Below are 25,910 nucleotides of genomic sequence, written 5' to 3' on the forward strand. Positions count from 1 at the left end.
GGTCAGTGTGCCTTTCTCGTGCCTTGTCGGGTGGGCGTCAGACCCAGTACGCGACGCGCGCGCGGTACCGGCGCATCACCACGAGGGTCAGGATCCAGCCGACGACGGTGATCGCCAGGACGACCACCCAGTGGCGCACCTGCTGATCGGCCCCCAGCAGGGGCGCACGGACGATCTCCACGAAGTGGAGGAAGGGGTTGAACTCGGCGATCCGGGCGCGCTCGGCGATCGCCGGGTTGGGGCTGTTGAGCAGGTCGTCGTAGATCCACACGATCGGCGTCAGGAAGAACATCAGCTGCACGATGCTCTGCGTGATCGGGGTGAGGTCCCGGAAGCGGGTGCTCACGATCCCCGACAGCAGCGCCACCCAGGCCCCGTTGGCGACGAGCAGCGCGAAGGCCGGGATCGCCGCGATCGCCGTCCACTTCAGCGGCTGCGGGAAGATCACCAGCATGACCGCGTAGACGATCAGGTTGTGCGCGAAGAACAGCACCTGCCGCCACACCAGCCGGTAGACGTGGACGCTGATCGGTGAGGGCAGGTGCTTGATCAGCCCCTCGTTGGCGATGAACACCTCCGAGCCCTCGTTGATGCAGCCGGCGATGAAGCCCCACACGATGAAGCCGACGAGGATGTACGGGAGCTGCTCCTCCAGCGGGTTGCCGAACAGGCCCGCGTACAGGATGCCCAGGGCGACGGCCGTGACCGCCATGCTGATCGTGATCCAGATGGGGCCGAGCAGGGAGCGGCGGTAGCGCTGCCGGATGTCCTGCCAGCCGAGGTGCCCCCAGAGCTCCCGCTGCCGCCACCCGATCTGCAGATCCGAGAGGGTTCTCGCCATGGACGTGGGGGCGGTACGGGCCGAGCTCACGCGGCGACGGTACCCGCCGACAGCCGGTGGGGCCCGGAGGTGCGGGGGTCCACGGGGACTGGTCCGTCCCCGTGTGACCGACCAGTCCCACGGGTCCGCCTCGCCCCACGTGCAGCAGGGCGAGGCGGGCCGCGGCGGCCGGCCGGTCAGTTCACCTGGACCGTGACGGCACCGTTGGCAGCGACGGTGATGGAGCCGCCCTGGAAGGTCTGGCGGGTGCCGCCGGTGGTGGGTTCGGGGTCGCCGGTCGGGTAGCCCAGCCGGCCGTTCTCCCAGCCGGTGGCGCCCCAGGCGTCCCGGATGGCGGTGGGCAGGTAACGCGCCCCGGTGGCCGGGGTCCAGTAGATCGACCCGCCCTGGAAGTGCGCGAACGCCCCGCCGGCGGCCAGCGTGGTCACGTCGGTGGTCGGATAGCCCAGCGGCCCGGTCTCCCAGCCCGCCGCCGCCCACCGGTCCCGCACCGCCCCGGTCAGCAGCCGCGCCCCGGTGGCCGGGGTCCAGTAGATCGAGCCCCGCTGGAAGTGCACGAACCGCCCACCTCCGGGCAGCGACTGCACGTCGGTGGTCGGATAGCCCAGCACCCCGGCCTCCCAGCCCGCCGCCGCCCACCGGTCCCGCACCGGCCCGGAGATCACGTGCGCCCCCGAACCCGGCGACCAGTACACCGACCCGCCCTGGAAGTGCGCGAACGCCCCACCGGCGGCCAGCGTCGTCACGTCGGTGGTCGGATAGCCCAGCGGCCCGTTCTCCCAGCCCTGCGCGGCCCACCGGTCCCGCACCGCCCCGGTCAGCACCCGCGCCCCGGTGGCCGGGGTCCAGTAGATCGAGCCCCGCTGGAAGTGCGCGAACGCCCCGCCCCCGGGCAGCGCGGTCACATCAGAGGTCGGATAGCCCAGCGCCCCGCCGGCCCCACCGGCGGCCTCGTAGCGGGTCAGCACCGCCCCGGAGACCATCCGCGCCCCGGTGGCCGGGGTCCAGTACACCGATCCGCCCTGGAACCGGGCCATCCGCCCGCCGTCGGCCAGCGACGTCACGTCGGTGGTCGGATAGCCCAGCGGGCTGTTCTCCCAGCCCGCCGCCGCCCACCGGTCCCGCACCGCCCCGGTCAGCACCCGCGCCCCGGTGGCCGGGGTCCAGTAGATCGACCCGCCCTGGAAGTGCGCGAACGCCCCGCCCCCGGGCAGCGCGGTCACCCCCGTCGTCGGCCGCCCCAGCTCCCCGGCCAGCCCACCGGCCGCCCGGTACCGGTCCAGCACCGCACCGGACAACGCCTGCCCCCCGGTCGCGGTGGCGTGCACCTCCCCACCCTGGAAGGTCACCACCACACCCCGGCCATCGGCGGTGGGCACCGCGTCGGTGGTCGGATACCCCAGCGGCCCGGCCTCTCCACCGGCCGACCGCCACGCCGCCACCACCGCCGCGGGCAGCACGCGCGCCCCCAGCGTGGCGTGCACGTACACCGACCCGCCCTGGAAGTCCCCGAACCGCGCCGCGCCATCGGCGGTGGTCCCGGCATCGACCACCGGCATGCCCAGCGCGCCGCCGTCCCCACCGGCGGCCAGCCACGCCTCCCGCACCGGCCCGTCCACCCGCCACGCCCCGGCCGCCGGCGACCAGTAGATCCAGCCCCGCTCGAACCGGACGACCTGACCCTTGCCCCCCGGCGTGGCCACCGCCTCGGCCACCGGGAACCCCAGCGGGCCGGTCTCCCAGCCCCACGCCCCCCACCGATCCCGCACCGGAACGGTCAGCACCCGCGCCCCGGTGGCCGGCGACCAGTAGATCGACCCGCCCTGGAAGTGCGCGAACGCCCCCCCGGCGATCGCCGTCACATCGGTGGTCGGATACCCCAGCGCACCGGTCTCCCAGCCCTGCCCGGCCCACCGGTCCCGCACCACCCCCGACAGCACCCGCGCCCCGGTGGCCGGCGACCAGTAGATCGACCCGCCCTGGAAGTGCGCGAACGACCCCCCGGCGATCGCCGTCACATCGGTGGTCGGATACCCCAGCGCACCGGTCTCCCAGCCCTGCCCGGCCCACCGGTCGAACACCGCACCGGACACCACCCGCGCCCCCGAGCCCGCCGACCAGTAGATCGACCCACCCTGGAAGTGCTGGAAACACCCACCATCCCGCAACCCACACGTCGTGTCCGACGTCGGAAACCCCAGCTGACCGACCTCCCAGGTCAGCGCAGCCCAGCGGTCCCGGACGGCGCCGTTGGAGACGATGCGGGCCCCGCTGGCCGGCGACCAGTAGATGGCTCCGTTGGCGTAGGTCTGGAAGCAGCCCCCGTCGCGCAGGCCGCAGGCGACGTTCGCGCGGATGGCGCCCAGCGGGCCGGTCTCGCCGCCGGTCGTGGCGTAGCGACCGGTCACCTCGGCGGCGCCGGGGATCTGCGTGGAGCCGAACCACTCGGTGAAGTAGATCCAGAAGTTGCGGTTGCCGTAGGCCGAGCACCCGTCGCCGGTGCCCTTGCCGGCCGCGAGCGCGGCGCCGTTCGGCTGGTAGGGCGTGTAGTTGTACAGGCCGGCGGTCGCCAGGTTCTCGATGAACACCGGCGAGGTGCCGCAGGCGGCGTTGGGGTGGAACCGGACCTGGTTGGTGAAGCCGGCCCGGTGGTTGAAGCGGGTCGGGTTGTTCGCGTAGTAGCGGTACCGCGACGCGGCCGAGTAGACCTGGTTGAAGAACCCGTAGTACTGGGTGTCGCACGCCGCGGTGTCCGGGCAGCCGTACCCCATGGCGCTGCGGTACCGGGTCGCGTACAGCCCTCCCCCGGACGCGGTGACCAGGCCCTGCTCCTTCTGGAGGATGACCAGCAGCGCCCGCTGGCTGATCCCGCAGGCCTGCCCGACCTTGGCGATGATCGTCGCGGCCGTCTCCTGGGCGGCGCCCTGGTAGGTCCCGGCGCAGCTGGCGTCGGCCGGGCGGGTCCAGGTGTCCTGCCGGAAGTTCTTCAGGCAGGGCGTCCCGTCACCGCCCCCCACACAGTTGGGGTTCTTGCTGTTGAGGAAGGCCTGCACATCAGCGGCGGACATCGCACCGCCGTCGAAGAACAGCTGGTCGCTGATGATGTTGCCGGCCCGGAACTGCGAGGTGTCGACGGCGGCCTCGGCCAGAGAGGTCGGCTCCGGCCCGGTGTCGGTGGCGACGACGACCGCGAGGGCACAGAGCCCGGCGACCACCACGGCGAGCGCGCGACGCAGGACCGTCACGCGGGCACCTCCACGGACAGCGCCTCGGACGCACCCTCGGCGGAGGGTGAGGTGTAGCGGAGGACGAGCGTCCAGGTGCCCTCCCCGAGGCGCTCGCCGTCCACCGCGAGGTCCCCGCACACGGTGGTGGTCGCGTCGGCGAAGGCCGGCGCGCTGACCGACACCGTCCTGTCGTCCTGCGTGAGGTCCAGCGTGCAGGTGCCGCCGTCCTCGACGACCGGGCTGACGTAACCGCCCGCCTGCACCGACACCGTCGTTTCGTCCCAGCCGGCGTAGGACAGGACGACGTCGGTCGCCGTGGGACGGGGCGGATCGGTGGCGATCGGCTCCTCCTCGGGAGCCCGGGACGTCGCGGAGGCAGCGTCGCCGTCGGTGATCCCCGCCGTCCCGGACGACGCCGTCCCCGGCTGCTCGGACACCCCCTGGCCGGCTGGGTCGCCCGAGCAACCGGTCACGCCGAGCCCGAGGGCCGTGAAGGACGCGAGCAGGACGCCGGCGCGACGCGGCCCGGCGGGGAGAAGACAGGTCACGGTCTGACCTCTCGGGTCGTGGGATGGGTGGTGGCGCGGTGCGGGGACGGAGGGACCGATGACGGGGTCACCGGTAGGCGACCGTCGTGCGGCCGGTCCCCGTCGAATGGGTCACCGTCCCGCCCTGGAAGGTCTGGCGGGTGCCGCCGGTGGTGGGTTCGGGGTCGCCGGTCGGGTAGCCCAGCCGGCCGTTCTCCCAGCCGGTGGCGCCCCAGGCGTCCCGGATGGCGGTGGGCAGGTAACGCGCCCCGGTGGCCGGGGTCCAGTAGATCGACCCGCCCTGGAAGTGCGCGAACGCCCCGCCGGCGGCCAGCGTGGTCACGTCGGTGGTCGGATAGCCCAGCGGCCCGGTCTCCCAGCCCGCCGCCGCCCACCGGTCCCGCACCGCCCCGGTCAGCAGCCGCGCCCCGGTGGCCGGGGTCCAGTAGATCGAGCCCCGCTGGAAGTGCACGAACCGCCCACCTCCGGGCAGCGACTGCACGTCGGTGGTCGGATAGCCCAGCACCCCGGCCTCCCAGCCCGCCGCCGCCCACCGGTCCCGCACCGGCCCGGAGATCACGTGCGCCCCCGAACCCGGCGACCAGTACACCGACCCGCCCTGGAAGTGCGCGAACGCCCCACCGGCGGCCAGCGTCGTCACGTCGGTGGTCGGATAGCCCAGCGGCCCGTTCTCCCAGCCCTGCGCGGCCCACCGGTCCCGCACCGCCCCGGTCAGCACCCGCGCCCCGGTGGCCGGGGTCCAGTAGATCGAGCCCCGCTGGAAGTGCGCGAACGCCCCGCCCCCGGGCAGCGCGGTCACATCAGAGGTCGGATAGCCCAGCGCCCCGCCGGCCCCACCGGCGGCCTCGTAGCGGGTCAGCACCGCCCCGGAGACCATCCGCGCCCCGGTGGCCGGGGTCCAGTACACCGATCCGCCCTGGAACCGGGCCATCCGCCCGCCGTCGGCCAGCGACGTCACGTCGGTGGTCGGATAGCCCAGCGGGCTGTTCTCCCAGCCCGCCGCCGCCCACCGGTCCCGCACCGCCCCGGTCAGCACCCGCGCCCCGGTGGCCGGGGTCCAGTAGATCGACCCGCCCTGGAAGTGCGCGAACGCCCCGCCCCCGGGCAGCGCGGTCACCCCCGTCGTCGGCCGCCCCAGCTCCCCGGCCAGCCCACCGGCCGCCCGGTACCGGTCCAGCACCGCACCGGACAACGCCTGCCCCCCGGTCGCGGTGGCGTGCACCTCCCCACCCTGGAAGGTCACCACCACACCCCGGCCATCGGCGGTGGGCACCGCGTCGGTGGTCGGATACCCCAGCGGCCCGGCCTCTCCACCGGCCGACCGCCACGCCGCCACCACCGCCGCGGGCAGCACGCGCGCCCCCAGCGTGGCGTGCACGTACACCGACCCGCCCTGGAAGTCCCCGAACCGCGCCGCGCCATCGGCGGTGGTCCCGGCATCGACCACCGGCATGCCCAGCGCGCCGCCGTCCCCACCGGCGGCCAGCCACGCCTCCCGCACCGGCCCGTCCACCCGCCACGCCCCGGCCGCCGGCGACCAGTAGATCCAGCCCCGCTCGAACCGGACGACCTGACCCTTGCCCCCCGGCGTGGCCACCGCCTCGGCCACCGGGAACCCCAGCGGGCCGGTCTCCCAGCCCCACGCCCCCCACCGATCCCGCACCGGAACGGTCAGCACCCGCGCCCCGGTGGCCGGCGACCAGTAGATCGACCCGCCCTGGAAGTGCGCGAACGCCCCCCCGGCGATCGCCGTCACATCGGTGGTCGGATACCCCAGCGCACCGGTCTCCCAGCCCTGCCCGGCCCACCGGTCCCGCACCACCCCCGACAGCACCCGCGCCCCGGTGGCCGGCGACCAGTAGATCGACCCGCCCTGGAAGTGCGCGAACGACCCCCCGGCGATCGCCGTCACATCGGTGGTCGGATACCCCAGCGCACCGGTCTCCCAGCCCTGCCCGGCCCACCGGTCGAACACCGCACCGGACACCACCCGCGCCCCCGAGCCCGCCGACCAGTAGATCGACCCACCCTGGAAGTGCTGGAAACACCCACCATCCCGCAACCCACACGTCGTGTCCGACGTCGGAAACCCCAGCGAGCTGCGTTCCCAGCCGAGTGAGGCCCACCGCTCCCGGATCGGCCCGCGGATCACGTAGGCGGCTGTCGTCGCCGAGGCGTAGATGGAGCCGTTGACGTAGTGGGCGTAGGCGCCGGTGCTGTTCGGGATGTGCGTGGGCCGGGTGGTCACCGCGCCGAGCAGGCTGCGCGCGGCGGCGTCCGTGTCGTACCTCGTCTGCACGAGCGTCTCGGCCGAGCCGAGCATCGCCGTGACCTTGTCGCGGATCTCGCCGAGCTTCGCGTAGCCGTAGCGGCCCGGGCACGCGGTGCTGCCGACGTCCCGGTGGCCGAAGATCGTGGGCAGGGTGACGGCCGTGCCGGCGGAGTACCTGGCCGTGCCGCCCCCCGCGGAGACCAGGCTGGTCGTGCCCCGGGGGTTGATGCCGAACAGCGAGAACTTCCAGGCGATGATCGCCGCCACCGAGTCGATCATCGGCTGGGTCGTGTCGACGACGTCGTAGTTGCCCAGCATCGAGACGCCGAAGGTGCCGGTGTTGAAACCACCGGCGTGGGCGCCGATGACGGTGCTGGCCAGTCCGCCGGAACGGCCCTCCCACAACCGGCCGAACTTGTCGACGATGACGTTGTAGCCGATGTCGCCCCAGCCCAGGCTCTTCGAGTGGTACGTGTAGATCGACCGCATGATCCCGGGCACCTGGTCGGCGGTGTAGTTGTTCGAGTCAGCGGTGTGGTGCACCGTCGCGGCCTTGATCGTCGGCGCGTACTCCGGTCCCCACGTGCGGAGGTTCTCGTCGGCGCCCCACTGGACCCGCGAGTAGACGTCCGGCATGGCCATGGCGGCGTCAGCGGTGTCCTGGATGTCCGGGGTGCCGAGCGCGCTGTCAGCGGCACTGGTGCCCGGGTCGATGAGGTCGAGCTGGACGTCGGTGGGCGAGGCTCCCGAGCGCGTCACGACCTCGACCTCGACGCCCGTGCTGGGCCCGGTCCACAGTGGCGCGGTCCCCCCGCGCTGCTCCTGCCCGGTGGCGCCGGCGCCCGTCTCGGCGTCCTCGGTGCCGATCTCCGTCCAGCCGCCCCAGTCGCCCTCGTCGTCCTGGACGCGGACCTGGACCCGCACGTCCGTGACGGCCGGGTCGTGGGCCCACGTGACGCCGACGAGCGAGAAGGAGTCGACGTCGGTCCTGGTCACGGTCAGCGTCGGCGTGGTGGCCGGCACGTCGGCGACCGGGTCCGTCGTCCCCTCCTGCACCTCCGCCGCCGGGGCGGGCGCCTCGACCGAGCCGAGGGCGACCTTCTCGGAGGACGTCTCGACCGGCACGGCCTCGGGAGCGGGTTCCGCGTAGACGGGGAGCACGAGGATGGTGCCCGACAGGGCGGTGAAGGCGATCAGTCCCGCGAACAGGCGACGCACGAAGTGGTCCTCCGGTGGTGCGGTGGGCGGTTGCGCCCCGCACGGGGGCACATCTCTCCACCAGGAGCATCGTCACGCCGTGGCCGACTCTTGAGCCGACGCGACGAACGGATTTCAGGAACTCGTCCGTCCGCCCCCGCGCGTCGCCTCTGCCCCACTGGCCTCACGGCCGCCCCACGTCAGGACCAGGGCCACCCCTGCAGCGCCTGGTGCAGCGCCGTCCGCCAGGGGCGCGGGGCCGGCAGCCGCGCGGCCCGCCAGGCGGAGCCGTCGAGCACCGAGTACGCCGGGCGCGGAGCCGGCCGCGGGAAGGCGGCCGTCGTGGTCGGGCTCACCAGTCCGGCGTCCGCCCCGACCTCCTCGTAGACCGCGCGGGCCAGGCCGAACCAGCTGACCGCGCCCTCGTCGGTGCGGTGCAGCACCGGCGGCGCCGGCTCCGGACGGGCGCCCAGGGCCACCAGGCCTGCGGCGAGATCGGCCGACCAGGTCGGTGACCCCACCTGGTCGTCGACCACGGAGACCGGCGCGCCGGACAGGGCGCGCCCGGCCATGGTGCGGACGAAGTTGGCGCCGTGCGCGCCGTAGACCCACGACGTGCGGACGACGGTGGCCTCGCCGCCCGCGGCCGCGACCGCCCGCTCCCCCGCCGCCTTGGTGCGCCCGTAGGCCGAGCGGGGCGCGACCGGCGCGTCCACCGGGTACGGCCCGGTCGCCGTGCCGTCGAAGACGTAGTCGGTGGAGACGTGCACCAGCCGCCCGTGCCCGGCCAGCTCCTCGGCCAGCCAGCCGGGGGCCCGGCCGTTGACCAGCAGGGCGGTGGACTCGTCTGTCTCGGCGGCGTCGACGGCGGTGTAGGCGGCGGCGTTGACCACCACGGGCCGCTGCCCGCGGGCGCGGGCCCCGGCCAGCCACGTGCGGACGACGGTCCGCACCTGCGCCTCGTCGGTGAGGTCGAGTTCGGCGCGGCCCACCGCGGTCACCGCGTCCTGCGGTCGCCCGGCCAGGACCGCGAGGAGGTCCCCGCCCAGCTGACCGCGGGCGCCGGTGACCAGCCAGGCGGTGGTGACGGCGTCGGTCATGCCCGGGCGGTGGCGGCCGCCGCCTTGAGCGGCTCCCACCAGGCCCGGTTGTCGCGGTACCACTGCACGGTGAGGGCCAGGCCCTCCTCGAAGGTCATGCGCGGGGCGTAGCCCAGGGCCGCGGTCTTCGAGTGGTCGACGGAGTAGCGCAGGTCGTGACCGCCGCCCCGCGGGTCGACGATGTTCTCGACGTAGCTCCAGTCGCGGCCGGTCGCCTCGAGCAGCTTCTCGGTGAGCTCCTTGTTGGACAGCTCCCGGCCGCCGCCGATGTTGTAGAACTCGCCCGACCGGCCCTTCTCCAGCACCAGCTGGATGCCGCGGCAGTGGTCGTCGACGAACAGCCAGTCGCGGACGTTGGCGCCCTCGCCGTAGAGCGGCACCTTCTGCCCGTCGAGCAGGTTGGTGACGAACAGCGGGATGACCTTCTCCGGGAAGTGGTACGGCCCGTAGTTGTTGCTGCAGCGGGTGATCGAGATGTCGAGCCCGTAGGTCTTCGCGTAGGCGCGGGCGATGAGGTCGGCACCGGCCTTGGCGGCGGAGTACGGCGAGTTTGGCTCGAGCAGGTGGTCCTCGGTCCACGAGCCCTCGTCGATGGAGCCGTAGACCTCGTCGGTCGAGACGTGCACGACCCGGCGGACGCCGTGGCGCAGCGCGGCCTCGAAGACCTGCTGGGCGCCGAGCACGTTGGTCAGCACGAACTCCGACGCCCCGGAGATGGAGCGGTCCACGTGCGACTCGGCGGCGAAGTTCACCACGGCGTCGTGCCCCGGCAGGGCCGCGTCCAGGTCGGCGGGGCTGCAGATGTCGCCCCGGACGAACCGGAACCGGGGGCTGTCGGCCACCGGGGCGAGGTTGGCGAGGTTGCCGGCGTAGGTGAGCTTGTCGAAGACGGTCACCTCGGCGTCCTCGTGGCCGGGGTAGCCGCCCGTGAGCAGGGTCCGGACGTAGTGGGAGCCGATGAAGCCCGCTCCCCCGGTGACGAGCACGCGCATGGCCTCGATCCTCCCGTCGGGGTGCCCCCGGGTCATCATCCGCAGGGGTGAGGCGTGTCGCGCCCCGGTGGACGGTAGCCGCGCGTCAGGCGCCGGCAGGGGGACGGACCGGTCCCGCCTGGCCACCCTGCACCGTTGGTCCCACGCGCCCCGTGTCATGCCGTCGCGTCGCCCGCGGGGCCCGGCCGGCGACCTACCATCGCCGACAGCCTCCGAGTCGATGCCCGCTGCTGGACGACGGCGGCGAGCGGGGGGTCAGGCCCCCGGACGCGGCGTGTCGGCGCCGCCGCCCGCGCGGACCAGAGCAGACGGAAGGACGTCCCACGTGAGCCCGAAGAAGCCCGGAACCCCCGAGTCCGGCGACGGCCGGCAGCTGCCGGCCCGGCTGGACCCGCGCGCGGGCCGCCCCGGCTCCTCACGCACCGGCTCCTCCGCTGTCGGGTCGCGCCCGGCCGGCGGCGCCGCCGACGGGACCGCCGGGCCGCGCCGCACGCGCCGCGGGGCCATCGCCGGTCGCGCGGTGGCCGGCGTCCTCTCCGCGGCTCTGCTCGCCGGCTCCGGATGGGGCTGGTACCTGGGGCAGGTCGCCGAGGCCACCGTGAACCGGACCGACGCGATCCCGACCGAGGGCAACGAGGAGACCGGCAGCGCCCCCGAGGCCATGAACCTGCTGCTCGTGGGCAACGACAGCCGGGCCAACCTCACCGACGAGCAGCTGGCCGAGCTCAACGCCGGCAGCGACTCCGGGATCAACACCGACACGATGATCCTGGTCCACCTGCCCGCCGACGGCTCCCGCGCGTCGTTCGTCTCGTTCCCGCGTGACTCGTACGTGCAGATCCCCGGCTACGGCTGGGACAAGCTCAACGCGGCCTACGCCTACGGGTTCTCCGAGACGTCCGAGGACCAGCCGCTCGAGCAGCGCCAGGCCGGCGGCGCGCAGCTGCTGGTGCAGACCGTCAGCCAGCTGACGGGGCTGCAGATCGACCACTACGCCGAGGTCGACCTGCTCGGGTTCTTCAACCTGACCTCGGTCGTCGGCGGCGTCGAGGTGAACCTCTGCGCGCCCGTCGACGACTCCCGCTGGTCGGGTGCGGTGTTCCCGGCCGGCGTCCAGACGATCAGCGGCGCCGACGCCCTGAAGTTCGTCCGACAGCGCCACGGGCTGCCGCGTGGAGACTTCGACCGGATCGTGCGCCAGCAGGTGTTCATCGCCGGCGTGCTGCGCAAGATGCTCTCCGACGACGTGCTGCTCGACCTCGGCAAGCAGCGCCAGCTGGTCCAGGCGGCCTCGGAGTCGCTGACCGTGGACCAGACCCTGGACCTGTTCTCGCTGGCCGACCAGATGCAGTCGGTGACCGCCGGCAGCATCGAGTTCCAGACCATCCCCTACGTCGGCACCGACCGCGACGAGCAGGACCGCTCGATCATCCGGCTGGAGGACGAGGACACGCTGCACGCGTTCTTCAGCGAGCTGTCGGCCGAACCCGAGGCTCCCGCCGAGGAGGCCCCCGCGGCGCCGGCGACGGTCGCCCCGTCCGAGGTCACGGTGGACGTGTACAACGGCTCGGGCGTCTCCGGGCTGGCCGCGCAGGCCAGCACCCAGCTCGGGTCGGCCGGCTTCGCCGTCGGGAGCACGGGCAACGCCGACTCCTCCGACTACGACCGGACCGTCGTCCGGTTCGCCGCGGGTGACGAGGCCCTGGCCGCCACGCTCGCCGCCGCCATCCCCGGCGCGGTGACCGAGGCCAGCGACGACGCCACGTCCGGCACGGTGCAGCTGGTCCTCGGCTCGGACTTCAACGGCGTCGGACAGGCCGTCGACCCCGCCGCGCCGGCCGCGCCGGTGGAGGGCCAGGACGCGTTCACCGCGGCCGACACCGACTGCATCAACTGACGGCCGGTCCCCCGGCACACGACGGAGGGGCCCACCCCAGCGGCATTGCCGCTGGGGTGGGCCCCTCCGTCGTTCCCGGGTGGGAGCGCGCACCCGTCCCCGCACCGCGGGCCAGCGCACCGGGGGTCGCCCTCCGGGTGCGGGGCGCGAGCGCCGTGCGTGGACGAAGGCCCGGCGGTCGCGGACCGGCGCTGGCCCGGTGCAGGGCCGCGCTCAGCGGGAGGCCGGCTTCTCCACGAGCTGCAGGGACGGAGCGGCGACGCCACCCTGCCGCCGCTCCGAGGGGCGGGAACCGTCCCGGTTGCTCTCCAGGTGCGCTGCCGGGCCGGGGCGGTCACCGGCGGGCCCCGTCCGGCCCAGGCCCCCGCCGGCCTCGTGCAGCGGGCGAGGGGCGCGGCCCCGGCGACCCGGGCGTCAGGCTCCTGCAGCAGGCGTCCGGTCGCGGCGTGCCCACACGGCGGTGGCGGCCGAGACCACGAGGAGCAGGGCGCCCACCCCCACGGCCGCGGGCAGCAGCCGCGCGCCGACCGGCTCGAAGGAGATCTCGAGGTCCCCGTCCGTCACCCCGGCCGGCAGCTCCACCTGGAGGACCGAGCCGGCGAAGGCGGAGACCTCCACCGGCCGGCCGTCGAGGGTGGCCCGGAAGCCGTTCCAGTACGGCGTCCGGAACACCAGGCGGCCACCGTCGTCCCCGGTCGACACGGTGTACCGCTCGAAGGGCTCGCCACCGAGGGTGGCCACACCGTCGTTGGCGGCCGCGTCGGCGACCGAGACACCGCCGGCCGGCGCCATGCTCACCCGGCCCGGCAGCGGCTCGGGCCGCGCGTACTCGGTCCAGCCGTCGCGTCGGGACACCTCGGTCCAGTTCTGCGCGAAGTGGTCGGCGATGGCCTGGGGCACGGAGCCCTCGACGCCGAGCAGCACCCGGTTGGACGACAGGAGGTCGATCCACGGGACGTCCGAGCCCTCGGGGACGACGAGCAGTCCGGGCTGCTCGGCAGCGAGGCTGCTCTGGTAGTTGGCCGTCAGGTGTTCCTGCACGCCCTTCGGCCAGACAGCGAGGGAGCCGTACCCCGGTCGCAGATCGGCGAGCAGGTTGAGGTTGCCGCCGAGGACCCCGCGCGCCCACCCGCGGTCGTCACCGTCCTCGAAGGCGCCGAAGGCGTAGACCGTCAGCGACGTGTCGGTGGCGTAGGCGTTGTCCCGGAACCCGTCCACGGTGGTACCGACGTCGTAGCCGTTGGTGTGGGGACGGTAGATCGCCACACCTTCCTGCTGGGATCCGAGGACGAGCGCTTCGTACCGCTCCTGGACGGCCGCCTGGAGGCCGAGCTGGATCACGAGCGGTGACGCGCACGCCAGCACCACCACGACGGCGGCGACAGGCCGGGCCCACAGGCGTGTTCGAAGCGGATCGCGGTGAGGGGAGGAACGCACGAGGAGCACGACAGCCACGAGGGCCACCGCGGCGACGACCAGGCTCACGCCGTGCCACCGCCAGAACACCGGCGCCCGCATGACGGCGACGACGAACTGCAGGACCAGTAGTCCGGTCGCCACGGCCAACCGACGCCGCGACAGCCGCATGGCGGCGGTGAACGCGAGGACAGCCAGCAGCCCGAAGCTGATCTGGACCACCGACAGGAGCCGGAAGGGGATCCGGAAGATCAGGAAGTAGTGCGGCAACTGGGTCCACAAGACCGCGGTCACCCACAGCGCCGCCGCCGTGACGACACCGGGGCCGCGCACCGCCCGTCGCCAGTCCACGAGCGCCAGCAACGGCAGCGCGATCACGGCCGTGCTGAAGATCGGGACGTTGGGGAAGTTCAGCAGGGTGGTGCCACCGAGGAAGATGTCGAGCACGTTGGTCCCTCCCCCCGCGGCACCGATCGTCTCCTCGGCCGGCAGGCGCCACATCCACGGGGCGACGTCGAGGGCGTTGGCGAGGGTGGGGATGCTCAGCGCCGTGCCGGCGAGGAGTGCGAGGACGGTCGCCCACGTCCGTCGCTCCCGGAGCACGCGCCGCCCGGACGCGCGCCAGCGCTCGTGGGCCTGGCAGATCACGAGCACCGGCAGCAGCGGCAGGATGTAGGGGTTGCCGGCGCACACCACCGCGGCCGTTGCGAGCCCGACGCCGACCACGCCGTACCAGCGTCGCGAGCTCAGTGCGGCCCACAACCAGATCAGCGCCGCGAGGCTCCACATCGACGGGGCCCACGCGGGTCCGTACCACAGGAGGAACCCGCTGGTCGCGACCCCGATGGCAGTGGCCACGGCGAGCACGGGACGTACCTGGTGGTTCAGCAGGAGCGCGAGCGTCGCCGCCCCGAGGACCAGCACGGACGACCAGCCGTGCACCGTGGCTACGAGCAGCAGGTCCTGCTGTCCCCCGGCCCAGAGCATGAACGGCCACCGGATGACGTCCAGTGCCCCGTTCTGCATGTCCGCCGTCAGGTTGCCCGCCATGCCCTGGTCGGGGTCGAGCAGCGGGAGGGAACCCCCGGAGAGCTGTCGCCCGAGCCACCAGTACATCGGCATGAACTGGATCTGCGCGTCGTCGAACCAGAAGAAGCGGGGGACGAACGCCCTCAGTACCTCGAGCAACCCCAACTGGACGACCAGGTAGACCGGCAGCGCCCACAGCCCCGGCCGGGTGTGACGCCGGGACGCCGGAGCAGTCCACGCGTCGTGCGCAGGGTCTGCCGTCAAGCCGGAGTCTGCGTCGTCTGCCTCGTGGCCGGCAGCGGCGATCGAGGGGGACAGGCTCATCGGGACTCCGTTCGAACACGCACGTGCGGGAAGCCCGACCGACGACGCGGGGCCGAGACGGGCCTCCGGGCCCTGCCGGGAGCACGAAGCTGATCCGGAACGACGATAACCAGAGAACGCGAGCAGCCGACCGGCGCTGTGGCGGGTGGGGCGACTGACGTCGGAGGGGCGGAACGGACGCGTGCACCGCGGTCGGATGCGCGTGTGACGGACGGTGCAGGACACCGCTGCTGAGTACCGGCATCGGTCACAACCGGTCTCTCTCCGTCTCTGTTTCGTTACACTTCGACTGCACAGCAGGTCAGGTGGACGTGGTTCGACTCCACGCCGAGCACCTCCTGCGACGACGCGGCGAGGGTGACCCCAGGGCGCCTCCGAGAGCCGACCGGTGGAGCCATGGCTCCGGTGGGCCGCCGACCGAGACGACGAGCACCGGGCCCGCGGGGCCGCGCGGACGTGAGATGAGGGCAGCGTGGCGGTTCACGGAGACACGACCATGGAGCGGCCGGGAGCAGGTGAGCGCTCGTCGGACGGCGGCCTGACGCCCCCACCGCACGCGCCCCACGACACCCTGCTGCGCGAGCGGACCCCCCTCCCCCCACCGCCCCGCGACAAGGCCGCCGGCGTCCGGGTCGAGATCCAGGCCCTGCGCGCTCTCGCGGTCTCCCTGGTCGTGCTCTACCACGTCGTCCCCGTCCGCTTCCCGGGCGGCTACGTGGGCGTCGACGTCTTCTTCGTCGTCTCGGGCTTCCTCATCACCGGCCACCTGCTCCGCGAGGTGGAGCGGACCGGGCGGATCCAGCTGGCGCGCTTCTGGGCCCGGCGGGCACGCCGGCTCCTGCCCGCCTCGTTGCTGGTGCTGCTCGCCTCTGCCGCCGCCACGGTCATCTGGGTTCCGCAGACCTACTGGCAGCCCTGGCTGCGCGAGGTCGGCGCCTCGGCGCTGTACCTCGAGAACTGGCTGCTGGCCGGGGACGCGGTCGACTACCTGGCCGCGCACAACGTCGCCTCGCCGGCGCAGCACTACTGGTCGCTGGCCACCGAGGAGCAGTTCTACCTGTTGTGGCCGCTGCTCGTGATCGGGTCGGTGTGGCTCGCGCTCCGTCTGGGCGTCCACCGGCGCGCCGCGATCGGCGCGGTGTTCGGCGTGCTCACCCTCGGGTCCTTCGCGTACTCCCTCTGGACCACGCAGACCTCCCCTCCGGACGCGTACTTCACCACTCCGGCCCGCGCCTGGGAGTTCGGTCTCGGGGGCCTGCTGGCCCTGTGGGCGGCCACTCCCCCCGCGGGGCGCGACCACCTGCGGGCCGTCGTCTCGTGGGCCGGATTCGGCGCCATCGCGGTTGCCGCGTTCTCCTACACCGGCGCGACGCCGTTCCCTGGCACGGCCGCGCTGCTCCCGGTGCTGGGGACCGTCGCGGTCATCTGGGCGGGCGCGCCGCGCGGCGACTGGAGCCCGACGAAGCTCGCCGACTTCGGCCCCGTCCGGTTCCTCGGGGACATCTCCTACTCCGCCTACCTGTGGCACTGGCCGCTGGTGGTCGTCCTCCCGTTCGCGCTCGGCCACGACCTGGGGATGACGTCGAAGGCCGGCATCCTGGTCGTGACCGTCGTCGCCGCCTGGGCCACCAAGGTCTGGGTCGAGGACCCGGTCCGCACCGGCACCCCCCTGGCCCGCCGGGGCACCGGCACGACGTTCCTGGCGACCGCTGTCGTCACGGCCCTGGTGGTCGGCGTGGCGGCGGGCGGCTGGTTCTACGTCAAGGTGCAGGTCGACCAGGCTCGTGCGGCCGCCGCAGCGTTCGCGGCTGGCGGCGATCCGTGCTTCGGAGCCGGTGCCATGGACGCCGACCGCGGCTGCGGGGACCCGTTCGCCTGGACCGACACGGTGGACACCACGTTCGCCAAGTCGGACCTCTCCGCGGGCATGCCATGCCTCCAGGGCGGGACGAACACCGAGGTGAAGACCTGCCGCTACGGCGCCCCGGACGCCACCGAGACCGTCGCGCTCGTGGGCGACTCACACACCGCGAGCCTCTACGAGGCCTTCCAGGAGGTCGCTGACGAGCGCAACTGGGCGGTGGTCACCTACGTCAAGGCGGGATGCCCGGCGCTGGGCAGCGACCGCATGCTCGGGGTGAACATGCCGCTGGACGAGCCCGCCTCGTGCGCCACCTGGTCGCGGGACGCGCTGCAGCAGATCGCGGCGGACGACTCGATCACGCGGGTGTTCACCAGCTACCGCAATGACATCTACAAGTGGGTGCAGGACGACGGGACGCTCCGCGACGGCATCCCCGTCGAGGCGGCCCAGGCGCCGCTGCGGGCATTGGCCGACGCGGGCAAGCAGGTGCACGTGGTCCGTGCCGTGCCGACGACCGGCGGCGTGCACCTGGGCCCGGAGCTGCGCACCCTGGAGTTCGGGGTCCCGGACTGCATCGCCACCGCCGGCGCGACCGACGACCCCTGCGCCGGACCGCGGGACGTCCGCGTGGCCGACGACCACCTCGCCGATGCCGCCCTCGCCATGGACGACGACCGGGTGTCGGTGATCGACCTGACCGACGCGTTCTGCGACGAGCAGACCTGCCACGTGCTGATCGGCGGTGTGGTCGTCTACTTCGACGGGAGCCACATCACGAGCACCTTCTCCCGCACGCTGGGCCAGTTCCTGGACCGCCAGCTGTAAGCGGGCGACGCCTCGACCAGACGACGCCGCCTCCCGGACCCGTGAGTCCAGGAGGCGGCGTCGTCGTGTGCGGGGCCTCCGCTCAGACGGGACGGCCCGTCGCCTGGTAGGCGGCCAGCTCCTCCGGTGTCCCGAAGCAGTAGAAGTCGCCCCGGACCAGGCCGACGCGGCGGCCGGAGTCGATCAGCTCGTTGAAGATCAGCGACACGTAGTACTCCGGCATGGCCGCGTCGATCTGCTTGGCCATCAGCCGGTCCGCCGCGTCGAGGAACACCCGCGCGGAGGTGAAGGAGTAGACGCCCATTAGCGCGTCGGAGGAGATGGCCTGCTTCTCCGCCGTCCGGACGACGAGACCGTCCGTGCCGACCTCCGCGAAGCTGTAGCGCGGCTCGGTCGAGCGGAAGGACAGCAGCAGGCCGTCGAGGTCGCCCTGCTCGACCGCCTTCTGCAGCGCCCAGAAGTACTCGGCACTGTCGAACGCGATGTCGCAGTCCATGATCACCAGCGGCTGGTCCGGGTCCAGCCGGTCGCGGGCCTCCAGGCACGTCTCGACGGCGCCGCGGGTGTCGTGGTCCAGCAGCACGATCCGTGCCGCCGGCTCGGCGGCGAGCACCCGGTCGGCCAGGCCGTGCTCGGCGTCGTCGTCGGCACGGACGACGACGGTGACCGTCTTGTCCCCCGCCCACGCGTCGAACGACCGCAGCGCGCGCTGGAACATCGGGGCACCGTCGACCTCGATGAGGGGCTTGGGCGTGGTGACGCCGACCTTGCGGAAGCGCGTCCCGAGCCCGCCCATCGGCATGAGCACCTGCAGGGTGGCCATCAGTGCACCTCGTCCCACTCGTAGTCCCGGTCGGGCGCCGGGTCGGAGGTCTGCCGGCCCAGCCGCCACAGCGCGAGGTTGCGCAGCGCCGTCCGGAAGATGTTCCAGTTCCGCGCGTTGGACACCTGGTCCTCCTCGCGCCAGGTGATCGGCACGTAGGCGAACCGGACCCCGCGCGCCACCAGGTCGAGGATCAGCTCGTAGTTGAACGTCAGGTGGTTGGCGAAGCGCAGGTACCTCGCCGGGTCCAGGTCGCGCAGGGCGAAGAGGTTCAGGCCCGAGCCGAGGTCCTGCAGCGGGCGCAGCGCGAGGGCGCTGTAGACGCCGTTGAGCACCCGGTTCCCCCAGACCCGCTTCGCGTCGTAGCCGTGCAGCCGCGACCGGCGGCTGAAGCGGGAACCCAGCACGGTCTGCGTCTCCGGGTGCGCCTCGGCGTGGTCGAGGAGCAGGGCGACCTCGTCGCTCTTGGCCTGGTTGTCCCCGTGCAGGATCACCACGTGGGTGTGCCCCGCGGTCCGCGCGTGCTCGAAGGCGACCTTGTGGGTGCCGCCCAGGCTGTTGTTCTGCCGGTTGCGGAACACCCGCAGGTTCGGCAGCCGCCCCGTGCGCTTGTACTCGAGCGCCCGCTCCAGCGTGTCGTCGGTGCTGCGGTTGTCGATCACCCAGATCTCGTCGACACGGGCAGCGACGTCGGCGGTGATCTCGTCGAGCACCCGGCCGATCTGCGGCGCGCAGTTGTAGGCCGGGATGGCGATCACGGGGTTCACCGGGCGAGTACCTCCTGCTTCCTCGGCTCGATGCCGAAGACGTCGTCCTCCTGGACCGGCGGGTCGTACTGGTCCAGGAAGCGGTTGAGCGCCTGGATGCAGACGCCGTAGTACTTGAGCACCGTCCCGGAGTTGATCGCGACCCGGTGCGTCAGCATGCGGCCGTAGAACAGCCCGACGTGGAACAGCACCGCACGCTGCTCGGCGACGGTGAGTCGGCGCGGCATGACCTCGGTGGCCACGTGGTCGGCGAGCTCGTCGTAGCGGGCCGACCGGGCGTCCCGGTAGGTGATCTCGGGCAGGCCGCCCTGCTCGCCGAGCACGACCGGGTCCTCGTCGTCGTTGAGGAACTCGTAGCCGTACAGCAGCGACTGCATGTGCCGCGCGAAGTCGATGACCGGTCCGCGCAGCTGGTTGTCGTCGGACGGGTCGATGATCAGGACGTCCCGCGAGGGCAGGTCCACGAGGATGTTGTCCACCGTGAGGTCCCCGTGGATCTGCGCCGACGAGCGGAAGGTGGCCAGGTCGTCCCAGGCCGTCTCGTGGCTCTGGATCCGGGCCAGCACACGGTCGAAGTTGTCCAGCTCCCGCCCGTTGACCACGATCCGCTCGCCCTTCAGGGCCTCGGCGAGCGCCGGGTGCGACTCGGCGGCCGCACGGACGCGCATGACGAAACGCTCGCTGACGTAGTCGTCCCGGACGTCGGGCCGGTGCTCGAGGGCACCCACCGCGTAGACCCGGTCGTACATGTAGGCCCAGACCTGGTCGAGCTTGGCCGCGCTCTCGGAGAACGAGTTCTCGTGCACGTACTCGAACAGGGGCACGCTGCTCGGCCGGTACTCCAGGTCGATCGCGTAGTGGTCGGCGGCGTGCTGCTCGCGCAGCACGGTGACCAGCTCGCGGTGGTCGGCGCGCTCGGCCAGCCAGTCGTACTGGTTCTTCAGCCGGTGGGCGTACTCCGGCGGGACCATCTTCTTGACGAACAGCTCGCCGTCGCCGCTGGTGGCCAGCAGGGTGACGGCGTTGGACCCGCCCTTGAAGAAGCGGACCAGGCTGACGTTGCCGTTGACCTCCAGGCGGTGCATCACCTGGCTGAGCCGCTGCCGCTGGAAGTACGCGTCGAGGAAGTGGGTCATCGACCCGGAGATGTCCTGGTCGCGGCCCAGCTTGTTGACGTAGCCGTCGGACGGCGCCAGCTCGGCGCCGGCGAGCGGGGCGCTGGTGTTCCGGGCCCAGTTGACGAACAGCGCGACGACGGCCACGAGGACGACCGGGACGTTGAGGACCACCCAGGACGCCGCGGCGAAGAGCGCGACGGTGCCCCCCTCGAGCGCGGTGCTGCCCTCGATGAAGGCCCGCATGCTCTCGGTGTAGCCGCCGGGTGCCCCGTTGCCGACGCTGGGACTCACGACCCCGGCGGGCGCGGCGGTGGCGACCAGCGCCGCACGGCCGCCCAGCGCCGGGAAGACGGTGAAGGCGACCATCGCCGCGGCGGCCACGTAGCAGGCCCACGAGCTCAGCGTGAGGACGCCGTAGCGGGCCAGCTGGCGGCGCTGGCGGAAGAACCGCTGGAACCCGAAGATCACCGACCACAGCTTGAACCGGGCCCGGTTCTCCAGGTCGTGGTTCAGCCAGCTGGTCGCCTGCCACGCCACCCGCATCAGCAGGGTGTTCTCCCGCACCAGTGCGGCGAACGACGCGATGAGCAGCACCGACACGGCCAGGGCCACGGCCGCGGCGATCGGGACCACGCCGAGGTCCGTGCTGCCGACGACGGCCAGCAGGACCAGGAAGGCCACCGACACCAGGACGACGTCGATCAGCCGCTCGAGCACGACGGCGAGCAGCGTGTACAGGAAGCTGATCCGCAGCGTCTTGGCGACCAGGTAGGACCGGACGACCTCACCGATCCGCAGCGGCCACACCAGGTTGAACAGGTAGCCGATGGACAGGTGCCGGAACTGGCCGGCCAGGCTGCCGCGGCGGACGTTGTCGATCGGCACCTTGGTGCGCGCCGCCCGCAGGACGTGCCCGGCGACCTGCACCCCGGAAGCGGCCAGGAGCACGGCCCAGCCGGCCCCGGACAGCCCCGAGGACAGGCGGTCCCACATGTCGGTCAGGGACGGCCAGGTCAGCACCGTGAACCCGGCGAGGGACAGCAGCGCGACGACGATGAGGGCCAGCCGGCCGCGGGAGTAGCGAGGGAACATCAGAAGTGCGGTACCTCGAGGACGGTGAGCCCGGCGGCGAGTGCCGCCTGACGGCCGGTCTCGGAGTCCTCGAACGCCAGGCCGTCGGCGGCGTCGACGCCGAGCTCGGCCAGCGCCTTGAGGTAGCCCTCCGGATCGGGCTTGCTGCGTGCCACGTCGTCGCCCCAGACCACGACGTCGAAGAGCTCCCGGAGCCCGTGGGCGGCCAGGATCTGCTCGCCGTTACCGGACTTCGCGGTGCTCACCAGCGCCGTCCGGTGGTTGGGGGCGACGAGCCTGAGGAACGCCACCAGCGCGGCGTTGGCGGTGGTGCGGTCGAGCAGGTCCGCGTACAGCGTGCTCTTGGCCGACCGGATGGCATCGACGGCGGCGCCGTCGATGCCTGGCAGCAGGTCGGGGATGAAGTCCCGCGAGTCCCGGCCCCACGTCGTCTCGAACTGCTCGGGGGTCAGCTCGTGCCCGGAGGCTGCGAAGGCGCCGCGATAGGCCTCGTAGTTGGCCTCCCGGGTGTCGACGAGGGTGCCGTCCAGGTCGAACAGCAGCGCCCGGACCGTGCCCACGTGCCTGCCCATCTGCGAATTCCCCAGCCTTGCGTCGATCACCGCGTCCCCTCTCGAACCACGACCGTCCGGTCCTCGACGGGACGGTCGACGGTGGACCCGGCGGCGCGCCCGGCACGCCGGAAGATCACCTTGCTGAACACGAAGTTGGCCGCGAAGGAGAGGGGCAGCGACACCAACTTACAGAGGAACGGCGCCCACCCCGTCGTGCCGTGGAGGACCTCGATCAGCACGGAGAAGGCGGCGATCGAGAAGGCGTACCAGGCCACGAAGGCGGCGAAGGACGCCCCGGACCGCCCGCTGCGGAAGACGTACCTGGTCACGATCGCGTACATGACGACGACCGCGCAGCCGGAGCTGACGACGTTGGCCACGCCGGGGGGCGCGCCCAGTCGCACACCGGCCTCGAAGACCGACAGGTCCACGGTGAGCCCGATGCACGTGCCCAGCAGGAACCGGAGGGCCTCGCGGACGAGCGAGCCGAGGCGTTGCCGCACGGTCACTCCCCCTCGCGGGGCGCGAGGACGGCACGCCCGTGCCGGGCCCGGCGGTCCCCGACCACGACCGCCCCGCCGGCCAGCGCGATGACCAGCAGGCCGGTGAGGACGGCGGGCGTCAGCAGCGCGACCCCGACCGGCCGGAAGGAGATGTCCAGCCGGCCGTCGGTGACCCCCGCCGGCACGTCGATCGCCAGTGCGGCGTCCTCCACGCTGGTCACCTCGAGCGGACGGCCGTCGAGGGTCGCCTGGAGACCGGGGTAGTACGGGATCCGGAACGCGAGTCGCCCCGGGTCGTCGCCCGTCGAGACGACGTAGCTGTCCATCGGGCCGTTCGTCCGGGCGACGTCGGAGCTCCAGCCCTCCAGCGAGACGGAGACGCCACTGGCGGCCGTGATGCGACCGGGCAGGACGTCGTCGCGCTCGTACACGGTCCAGGGTCCGTCGGTCCCGACCGTGCGCCAGGCCGAGTTGAAGTGCTCGCGGATCTCCGGGGGTGCGCTGTCGTCCAGCAGGACGGTGTCGGAGGACAGCAGCTCCAGCCACGACACCTGGGTGTCCCCGGCCGGGGCGAGCAACTGCTCGGGCGTCGAGCACGTGGCGCCCTGGTAGGTCCGGCACCAGTGCTCGTTGACCCCGTCGTGCCAGACGGCGAGCGAGCCGAAGCCGGGTCGCAGCCCCGCCGCCAGGTTCGCGTTGCCCACCAGCACGCCGGAGGACCAGCCCCAGTCCGCGTCGAAGCCGAACGTGATCGCCGTCGCCGTGGCGCCGGTCAGCACCGACCGCTCCTCGTAGTCACCGGCCCGGGTGCCGAACCAGTACGCGTTGGCCAGCGCACGGAAGGGCTGCCCCCCGCTGTCCGTGCCCTCGATGGCGTCGACCCGCTCCTGGACGGAGACCATCATCTGGAGGCTCACCAGCGGCGCGATCGTCACCAGGAGGGCGACGAGGACGCCGGCCTCGCGCCGGAAGCGGGTGCCGGCGAGGTGGACGACGAGGGCGGTCAGCCCGGCCGCGGCCACGAGCAACGCGAGGACGTGCCACTTGTAGAAGACCGGCGCCCGGAAGCAGGCCAGCAGGAACTGGGCCAGCACGATCCCCGCCGCCACGCGCACCCGGGTGCGGGTCACCCGGCGGGCGGCGACGAGGGCGATGAGGACCAGCGCCGGCAGGAAGACCTCGGCGACGACGACGTAGCGGACCGGATAGCGGAAGATCGCGACGGTGGTCGGCAGCTGGGTGGCCACGACGGCACCGACGTAGACCAGCCCGGCCGGGACGACACCGCGCGCGGCGACCGCGCCGCGCCAGTCGACGAATGCGAGGGCGGGCAGGGCCACGAGCATGGTCGCCATGGCGGGGACCAGGCCGATGTTGCCGCTCCACGCGTTGGTCTGGCCCATCAACGTCGCCCCGCCGAGGACGACGTCAGCGAGGTTGGAGACGGCGAAACCGACGTTGCCGATCACCGGGTCGCCCTCGGGCCGGCCCATGACGCTCGAGAGCTGCACCGCGGTCAGCAGGGTCGGGAGGGCGACGATGCAGCCTCCGACGGCGGAGACGGCGCGGACGACGAGGTCCCGGTCCAGCACACCGCGCCATGCGCCGGCCGCCCGTCGGCGCTCCACGAGGTGGCCGACGACGAGCAGGACGACGAAGAACAGGACATAGGGGTTGCCGGACGTCAGCAGCGCCCAGCTGGCCACACCCACCACCAGCACGCCCGGCGCACCCCGGCCGACCAGCCCGAACCAGAACCAGGGCAGCCAGGCCACGCTCCACAGGAGCGGCCACCACGAGCTGCCGTACCACAGGAAGAAGCCGCTGGACGCCGTCCCGACCGCACCGGCGACGGCCAGCACCACGGGGACGCGGTGGGTGAGCAGCACCGCCAGGGAGCCCAGCCCCAGCCAGGTGACCGAGACCGCCCCGAAGAGGAACGAGACGACGAGGAAGTCCTCCGACGTCGCCGCCAGTGCCTGCATGAGCCAGTGCAACGGGTCCAGCCCGCCGTACTGCATGTCCCCGAGGACGTTGCCGCCCATCCCCTGCTCGGGGTCGAGGATCGGCGGCCGGCCACCCTGGGCGTTGCGCCCGAGCCACCACATCATGGGCAGGAACTGCGCCAGCGAGTCGTCGAGGTAGAAGAAGCGCGGCGCCGTTCGCGCCAGCGCGAGCAGCACGAGTCCCTGGAGGGCCAGGTACGAGACGACGGCCGTCAGCACCGTCCGGCCGGACCGGTGCCGGCGGACAGGAGGGGCGCCCTCGGGTGGGGTTGCCACCGGGACGCCGTCCCGCTCACCGACCGACACGTCGAGCACGTCCTGCGACCTCTCGTAGTGGGACAACGCAGAGCACCTGTCGGGTGCACCGGGACCGGCACACACGCACTCCCGCAGAGGGGTGCCTGTCCCCGGATCCGTCCGGACCTCAGGCGGCGGCTCGAGCCGCCCGCCACACCAGCTCGGCACCGGTGGGTGCCTCTGAGCCCCAGGACGAACTGTAACCGCGGAATCACGGCGCGGGGCCGTTTCGCCGGGACGGGTGCCACGCTCTCCCCATGGACCACACGCGACCCGCCGAACTCCTCGCCGCCACGCTGCGCCGCGACGCCGCGGCGCCCCTCGTCACGTACTACGACGACACCACCGGCGAGCGGGTGGAGCTGTCCGGCGCCACGCTGGCCAACTGGGTGGCGAAGACGGCCAACCTGCTGCAGGACGAGTTCGACGTCACCGCGGGCAGCACCGTGGCCGTCGCGCTGCCGGTCCACTGGCAGACGGCGGCGGTGCTGCTGGCGGTGTGGAGCTGCGGCGCGACGGTGCTCGACACCGCGGCGGAGGACGACGGCCGGCTGGACGGCGCCGACGTCGTCCTGGCCGCGCATGACCGGCTGGCCCCGCTGGAGGAGCAGGACCTGCCCGAGCTGCTGGGCCTGTCGCTGCACCCGCTGGGCCTGGGCATGACCGGGTACGCCGGCCCGGCCCGCGACTTCGCGCTCGAGGTGCGCGCGCACGGCGACGTCTTCACCCCGTGGCAGCAGCCGGACCCGGCCGCGCCGGGGCTGCTGCTGGGTGGGCTCGAGCTGACCCTGGGCGGGTTGGTGGCCGCCGCCCGGGAGCTGGCCGGCCGGCTGGAGCTGACCGCCGGTGACCGGGTGCTCGTCGACGAGCGCACCGCCGGCGAGGCCGGCCCGGTGGCGTGGCTGCTGGCCCCGCTGGCCGCCGGCGCCTCGATCGTGCTCGTCCACGCGGCCGTGCCCGGGACGCTGGCCGCCCGCGCGGCGTCCGAACGGGTCACGGCTACGCTCGGCTGCACGATCGAGGGCATCCGCGAGCTGGGCCGCCCCGCCTGACGCAGTCGCGCCCAGCCGCCCGGACGGACGGTGGTTCCTGCATGGACAAGGTGGTGGAGAGTGCGGCCGCGGCGGTGGCCGACATCCCGGACGGTGCGGTGCTGGCCGTGGGCGGGTTCGGGTTGTGCGGGATCCCGTACGCGCTGATCGACGCGCTCCTGGAGCG

Annotated in this window: 17 protein-coding genes; 4 read left to right on the forward strand and 13 right to left on the reverse strand. The window is 73.1% G+C overall.

The window, feature by feature from the left end; translation table 11 throughout:
* Positions 1 to 37 precede the first annotated feature (37 nt).
* The 6 genes from wzm to rfbB all read right to left on the reverse strand — a co-directional run bounded on the left by wzm (position 38) and on the right by rfbB (position 10,177).
* On the reverse strand, positions 38 to 841 hold the full coding sequence (gene wzm / locus ACI78Q_RS13335) for a galactan export ABC transporter permease subunit Wzm/RfbD (protein WP_456923869.1): 804 nt from the start codon (positions 839 to 841) through the stop codon (positions 38 to 40).
* 176 nt (positions 842 to 1,017) lie between these two features.
* Positions 1,018 to 4,086 (reverse strand): hypothetical protein, encoded by a 3,069-nt coding sequence (locus ACI78Q_RS13340; protein WP_456923870.1) that lies wholly within the window; start codon positions 4,084 to 4,086, stop codon positions 1,018 to 1,020.
* On the reverse strand, positions 4,083 to 4,616 hold the full coding sequence (locus ACI78Q_RS13345; protein WP_456923871.1) for a hypothetical protein: 534 nt from the start codon (positions 4,614 to 4,616) through the stop codon (positions 4,083 to 4,085). Before ACI78Q_RS13345 ends, ACI78Q_RS13340 begins: the two co-directional genes overlap by 4 nt.
* A 67-nt stretch (positions 4,617 to 4,683) precedes the next feature.
* On the reverse strand, positions 4,684 to 8,106 hold the full coding sequence (locus tag ACI78Q_RS13350) for an N-acetylmuramoyl-L-alanine amidase (RefSeq protein WP_456923872.1): 3,423 nt from the start codon (positions 8,104 to 8,106) through the stop codon (positions 4,684 to 4,686).
* Between the two features lie 179 nt (positions 8,107 to 8,285).
* Positions 8,286 to 9,185 carry a dTDP-4-dehydrorhamnose reductase gene (gene rfbD / locus ACI78Q_RS13355; RefSeq protein WP_456923873.1) on the reverse strand — a complete coding sequence of 300 codons (900 nt, stop codon included), beginning with the start codon at positions 9,183 to 9,185 and terminating at the stop codon, positions 8,286 to 8,288.
* Positions 9,182 to 10,177, reverse strand: coding sequence for a dTDP-glucose 4,6-dehydratase (gene rfbB, locus ACI78Q_RS13360; RefSeq protein WP_456923874.1), 996 nt, complete (start codon positions 10,175 to 10,177; stop codon positions 9,182 to 9,184). The genes rfbD and rfbB overlap by 4 nt, the downstream gene beginning before the upstream one ends.
* A gap of 325 nt (positions 10,178 to 10,502) precedes the next feature.
* On the opposite strand from rfbB, the gene ACI78Q_RS13365 reads away from it, so the two are divergent.
* Positions 10,503 to 12,074, forward strand: coding sequence for an LCP family protein (locus tag ACI78Q_RS13365; RefSeq protein ID WP_456923875.1), 1,572 nt, complete (start codon positions 10,503 to 10,505; stop codon positions 12,072 to 12,074).
* Positions 12,075 to 12,488: 414 nt separating this feature from the next.
* On the opposite strand, the gene ACI78Q_RS13370 is transcribed toward ACI78Q_RS13365, so the two are convergent.
* Positions 12,489 to 14,783 carry a hypothetical protein gene (locus tag ACI78Q_RS13370; protein WP_456923876.1) on the reverse strand — a complete coding sequence of 765 codons (2,295 nt, stop codon included), beginning with the start codon at positions 14,781 to 14,783 and terminating at the stop codon, positions 12,489 to 12,491.
* A 532-nt stretch (positions 14,784 to 15,315) separates the two neighbouring features.
* On the opposite strand from ACI78Q_RS13370, the gene ACI78Q_RS13375 reads away from it, so the two are divergent.
* Positions 15,316 to 17,532 carry an acyltransferase family protein gene (locus ACI78Q_RS13375; RefSeq protein WP_456923877.1) on the forward strand — a complete coding sequence of 739 codons (2,217 nt, stop codon included), beginning with the start codon at positions 15,316 to 15,318 and terminating at the stop codon, positions 17,530 to 17,532.
* Between the two features lie 82 nt (positions 17,533 to 17,614).
* On the opposite strand, the gene ACI78Q_RS13380 is transcribed toward ACI78Q_RS13375, so the two are convergent.
* Genes ACI78Q_RS13380 through ACI78Q_RS13405 form a run of 6 tightly spaced genes read right to left on the reverse strand, consistent with a single transcriptional unit; the run spans position 17,615 to position 24,737 of the window.
* Complete coding sequence (locus tag ACI78Q_RS13380) at positions 17,615 to 18,355, reverse strand: glycosyltransferase family 2 protein (RefSeq protein WP_456923878.1); 741 nt, start codon at positions 18,353 to 18,355, stop codon at positions 17,615 to 17,617.
* Positions 18,355 to 19,122 (reverse strand): glycosyltransferase family 2 protein, encoded by a 768-nt coding sequence (locus ACI78Q_RS13385; protein WP_456923879.1) that lies wholly within the window; start codon positions 19,120 to 19,122, stop codon positions 18,355 to 18,357. Before ACI78Q_RS13385 ends, ACI78Q_RS13380 begins: the two co-directional genes overlap by 1 nt.
* On the reverse strand, positions 19,119 to 21,332 hold the full coding sequence (locus ACI78Q_RS13390) for a lysylphosphatidylglycerol synthase domain-containing protein (RefSeq protein ID WP_456923880.1): 2,214 nt from the start codon (positions 21,330 to 21,332) through the stop codon (positions 19,119 to 19,121). The genes ACI78Q_RS13385 and ACI78Q_RS13390 overlap by 4 nt, the downstream gene beginning before the upstream one ends.
* Positions 21,332 to 21,904, reverse strand: coding sequence for an HAD family hydrolase (locus ACI78Q_RS13395; protein ID WP_456923881.1), 573 nt, complete (start codon positions 21,902 to 21,904; stop codon positions 21,332 to 21,334). The genes ACI78Q_RS13390 and ACI78Q_RS13395 overlap by 1 nt, the downstream gene beginning before the upstream one ends.
* Positions 21,905 to 21,930: 26 nt before the next feature.
* The gene (locus tag ACI78Q_RS13400) at positions 21,931 to 22,389 is read right to left on the reverse strand and encodes a GtrA family protein (RefSeq protein ID WP_456923882.1); all 459 of its coding nucleotides are present in this window, start codon (positions 22,387 to 22,389) and stop codon (positions 21,931 to 21,933) included.
* Positions 22,390 to 22,391: 2 nt separating this feature from the next.
* Positions 22,392 to 24,737 (reverse strand): hypothetical protein, encoded by a 2,346-nt coding sequence (locus tag ACI78Q_RS13405; protein WP_456923883.1) that lies wholly within the window; start codon positions 24,735 to 24,737, stop codon positions 22,392 to 22,394.
* Positions 24,738 to 24,949: 212 nt separating this feature from the next.
* Between ACI78Q_RS13405 and ACI78Q_RS13410 the strand changes: the two genes are divergently transcribed.
* Together ACI78Q_RS13410 and ACI78Q_RS13415 are read left to right on the forward strand one after the other, a co-directional pair.
* Entirely contained in the window at positions 24,950 to 25,744 is a 795-nt protein-coding gene (locus tag ACI78Q_RS13410; protein WP_456923884.1) for a TIGR03089 family protein, read from the forward strand.
* A gap of 41 nt (positions 25,745 to 25,785) precedes the next feature.
* Positions 25,786 to 25,910, forward strand: a 125-nt coding sequence (locus tag ACI78Q_RS13415) for a CoA-transferase (protein WP_456923886.1), incomplete at its 3' end; no start/stop codon positions are given.

Source organism: Geodermatophilus sp. SYSU D00705, from assembly GCF_054050135.1.

What these genes read in the sequence shown, in the direction of transcription:
- rfbD (WP_456923873.1), bottom strand. Translation starts at nt 9,185, where the DNA reads ATGACCGACGCCGTCACCACCGCCTGGCTGGTCACCGGCGCCCGCGGT.
- rfbB (WP_456923874.1), bottom strand. Translation starts at nt 10,177, where the DNA reads ATGCGCGTGCTCGTCACCGGGGGAGCGGGCTTCATCGGCTCCCACTAC.
- ACI78Q_RS13395 (WP_456923881.1), bottom strand. Translation starts at nt 21,904, where the DNA reads ATGGGCAGGCACGTGGGCACGGTCCGGGCGCTGCTGTTCGACCTGGAC.
- ACI78Q_RS13390 (WP_456923880.1), bottom strand. Translation starts at nt 21,332, where the DNA reads ATGTTCCCTCGCTACTCCCGCGGCCGGCTGGCCCTCATCGTCGTCGCG.
- ACI78Q_RS13410 (WP_456923884.1), top strand. Translation starts at nt 24,950, where the DNA reads ATGGACCACACGCGACCCGCCGAACTCCTCGCCGCCACGCTGCGCCGC.
- wzm (WP_456923869.1), bottom strand. Translation starts at nt 841, where the DNA reads ATGGCGAGAACCCTCTCGGATCTGCAGATCGGGTGGCGGCAGCGGGAG.
- ACI78Q_RS13380 (WP_456923878.1), bottom strand. Translation starts at nt 18,355, where the DNA reads ATGGCCACCCTGCAGGTGCTCATGCCGATGGGCGGGCTCGGGACGCGC.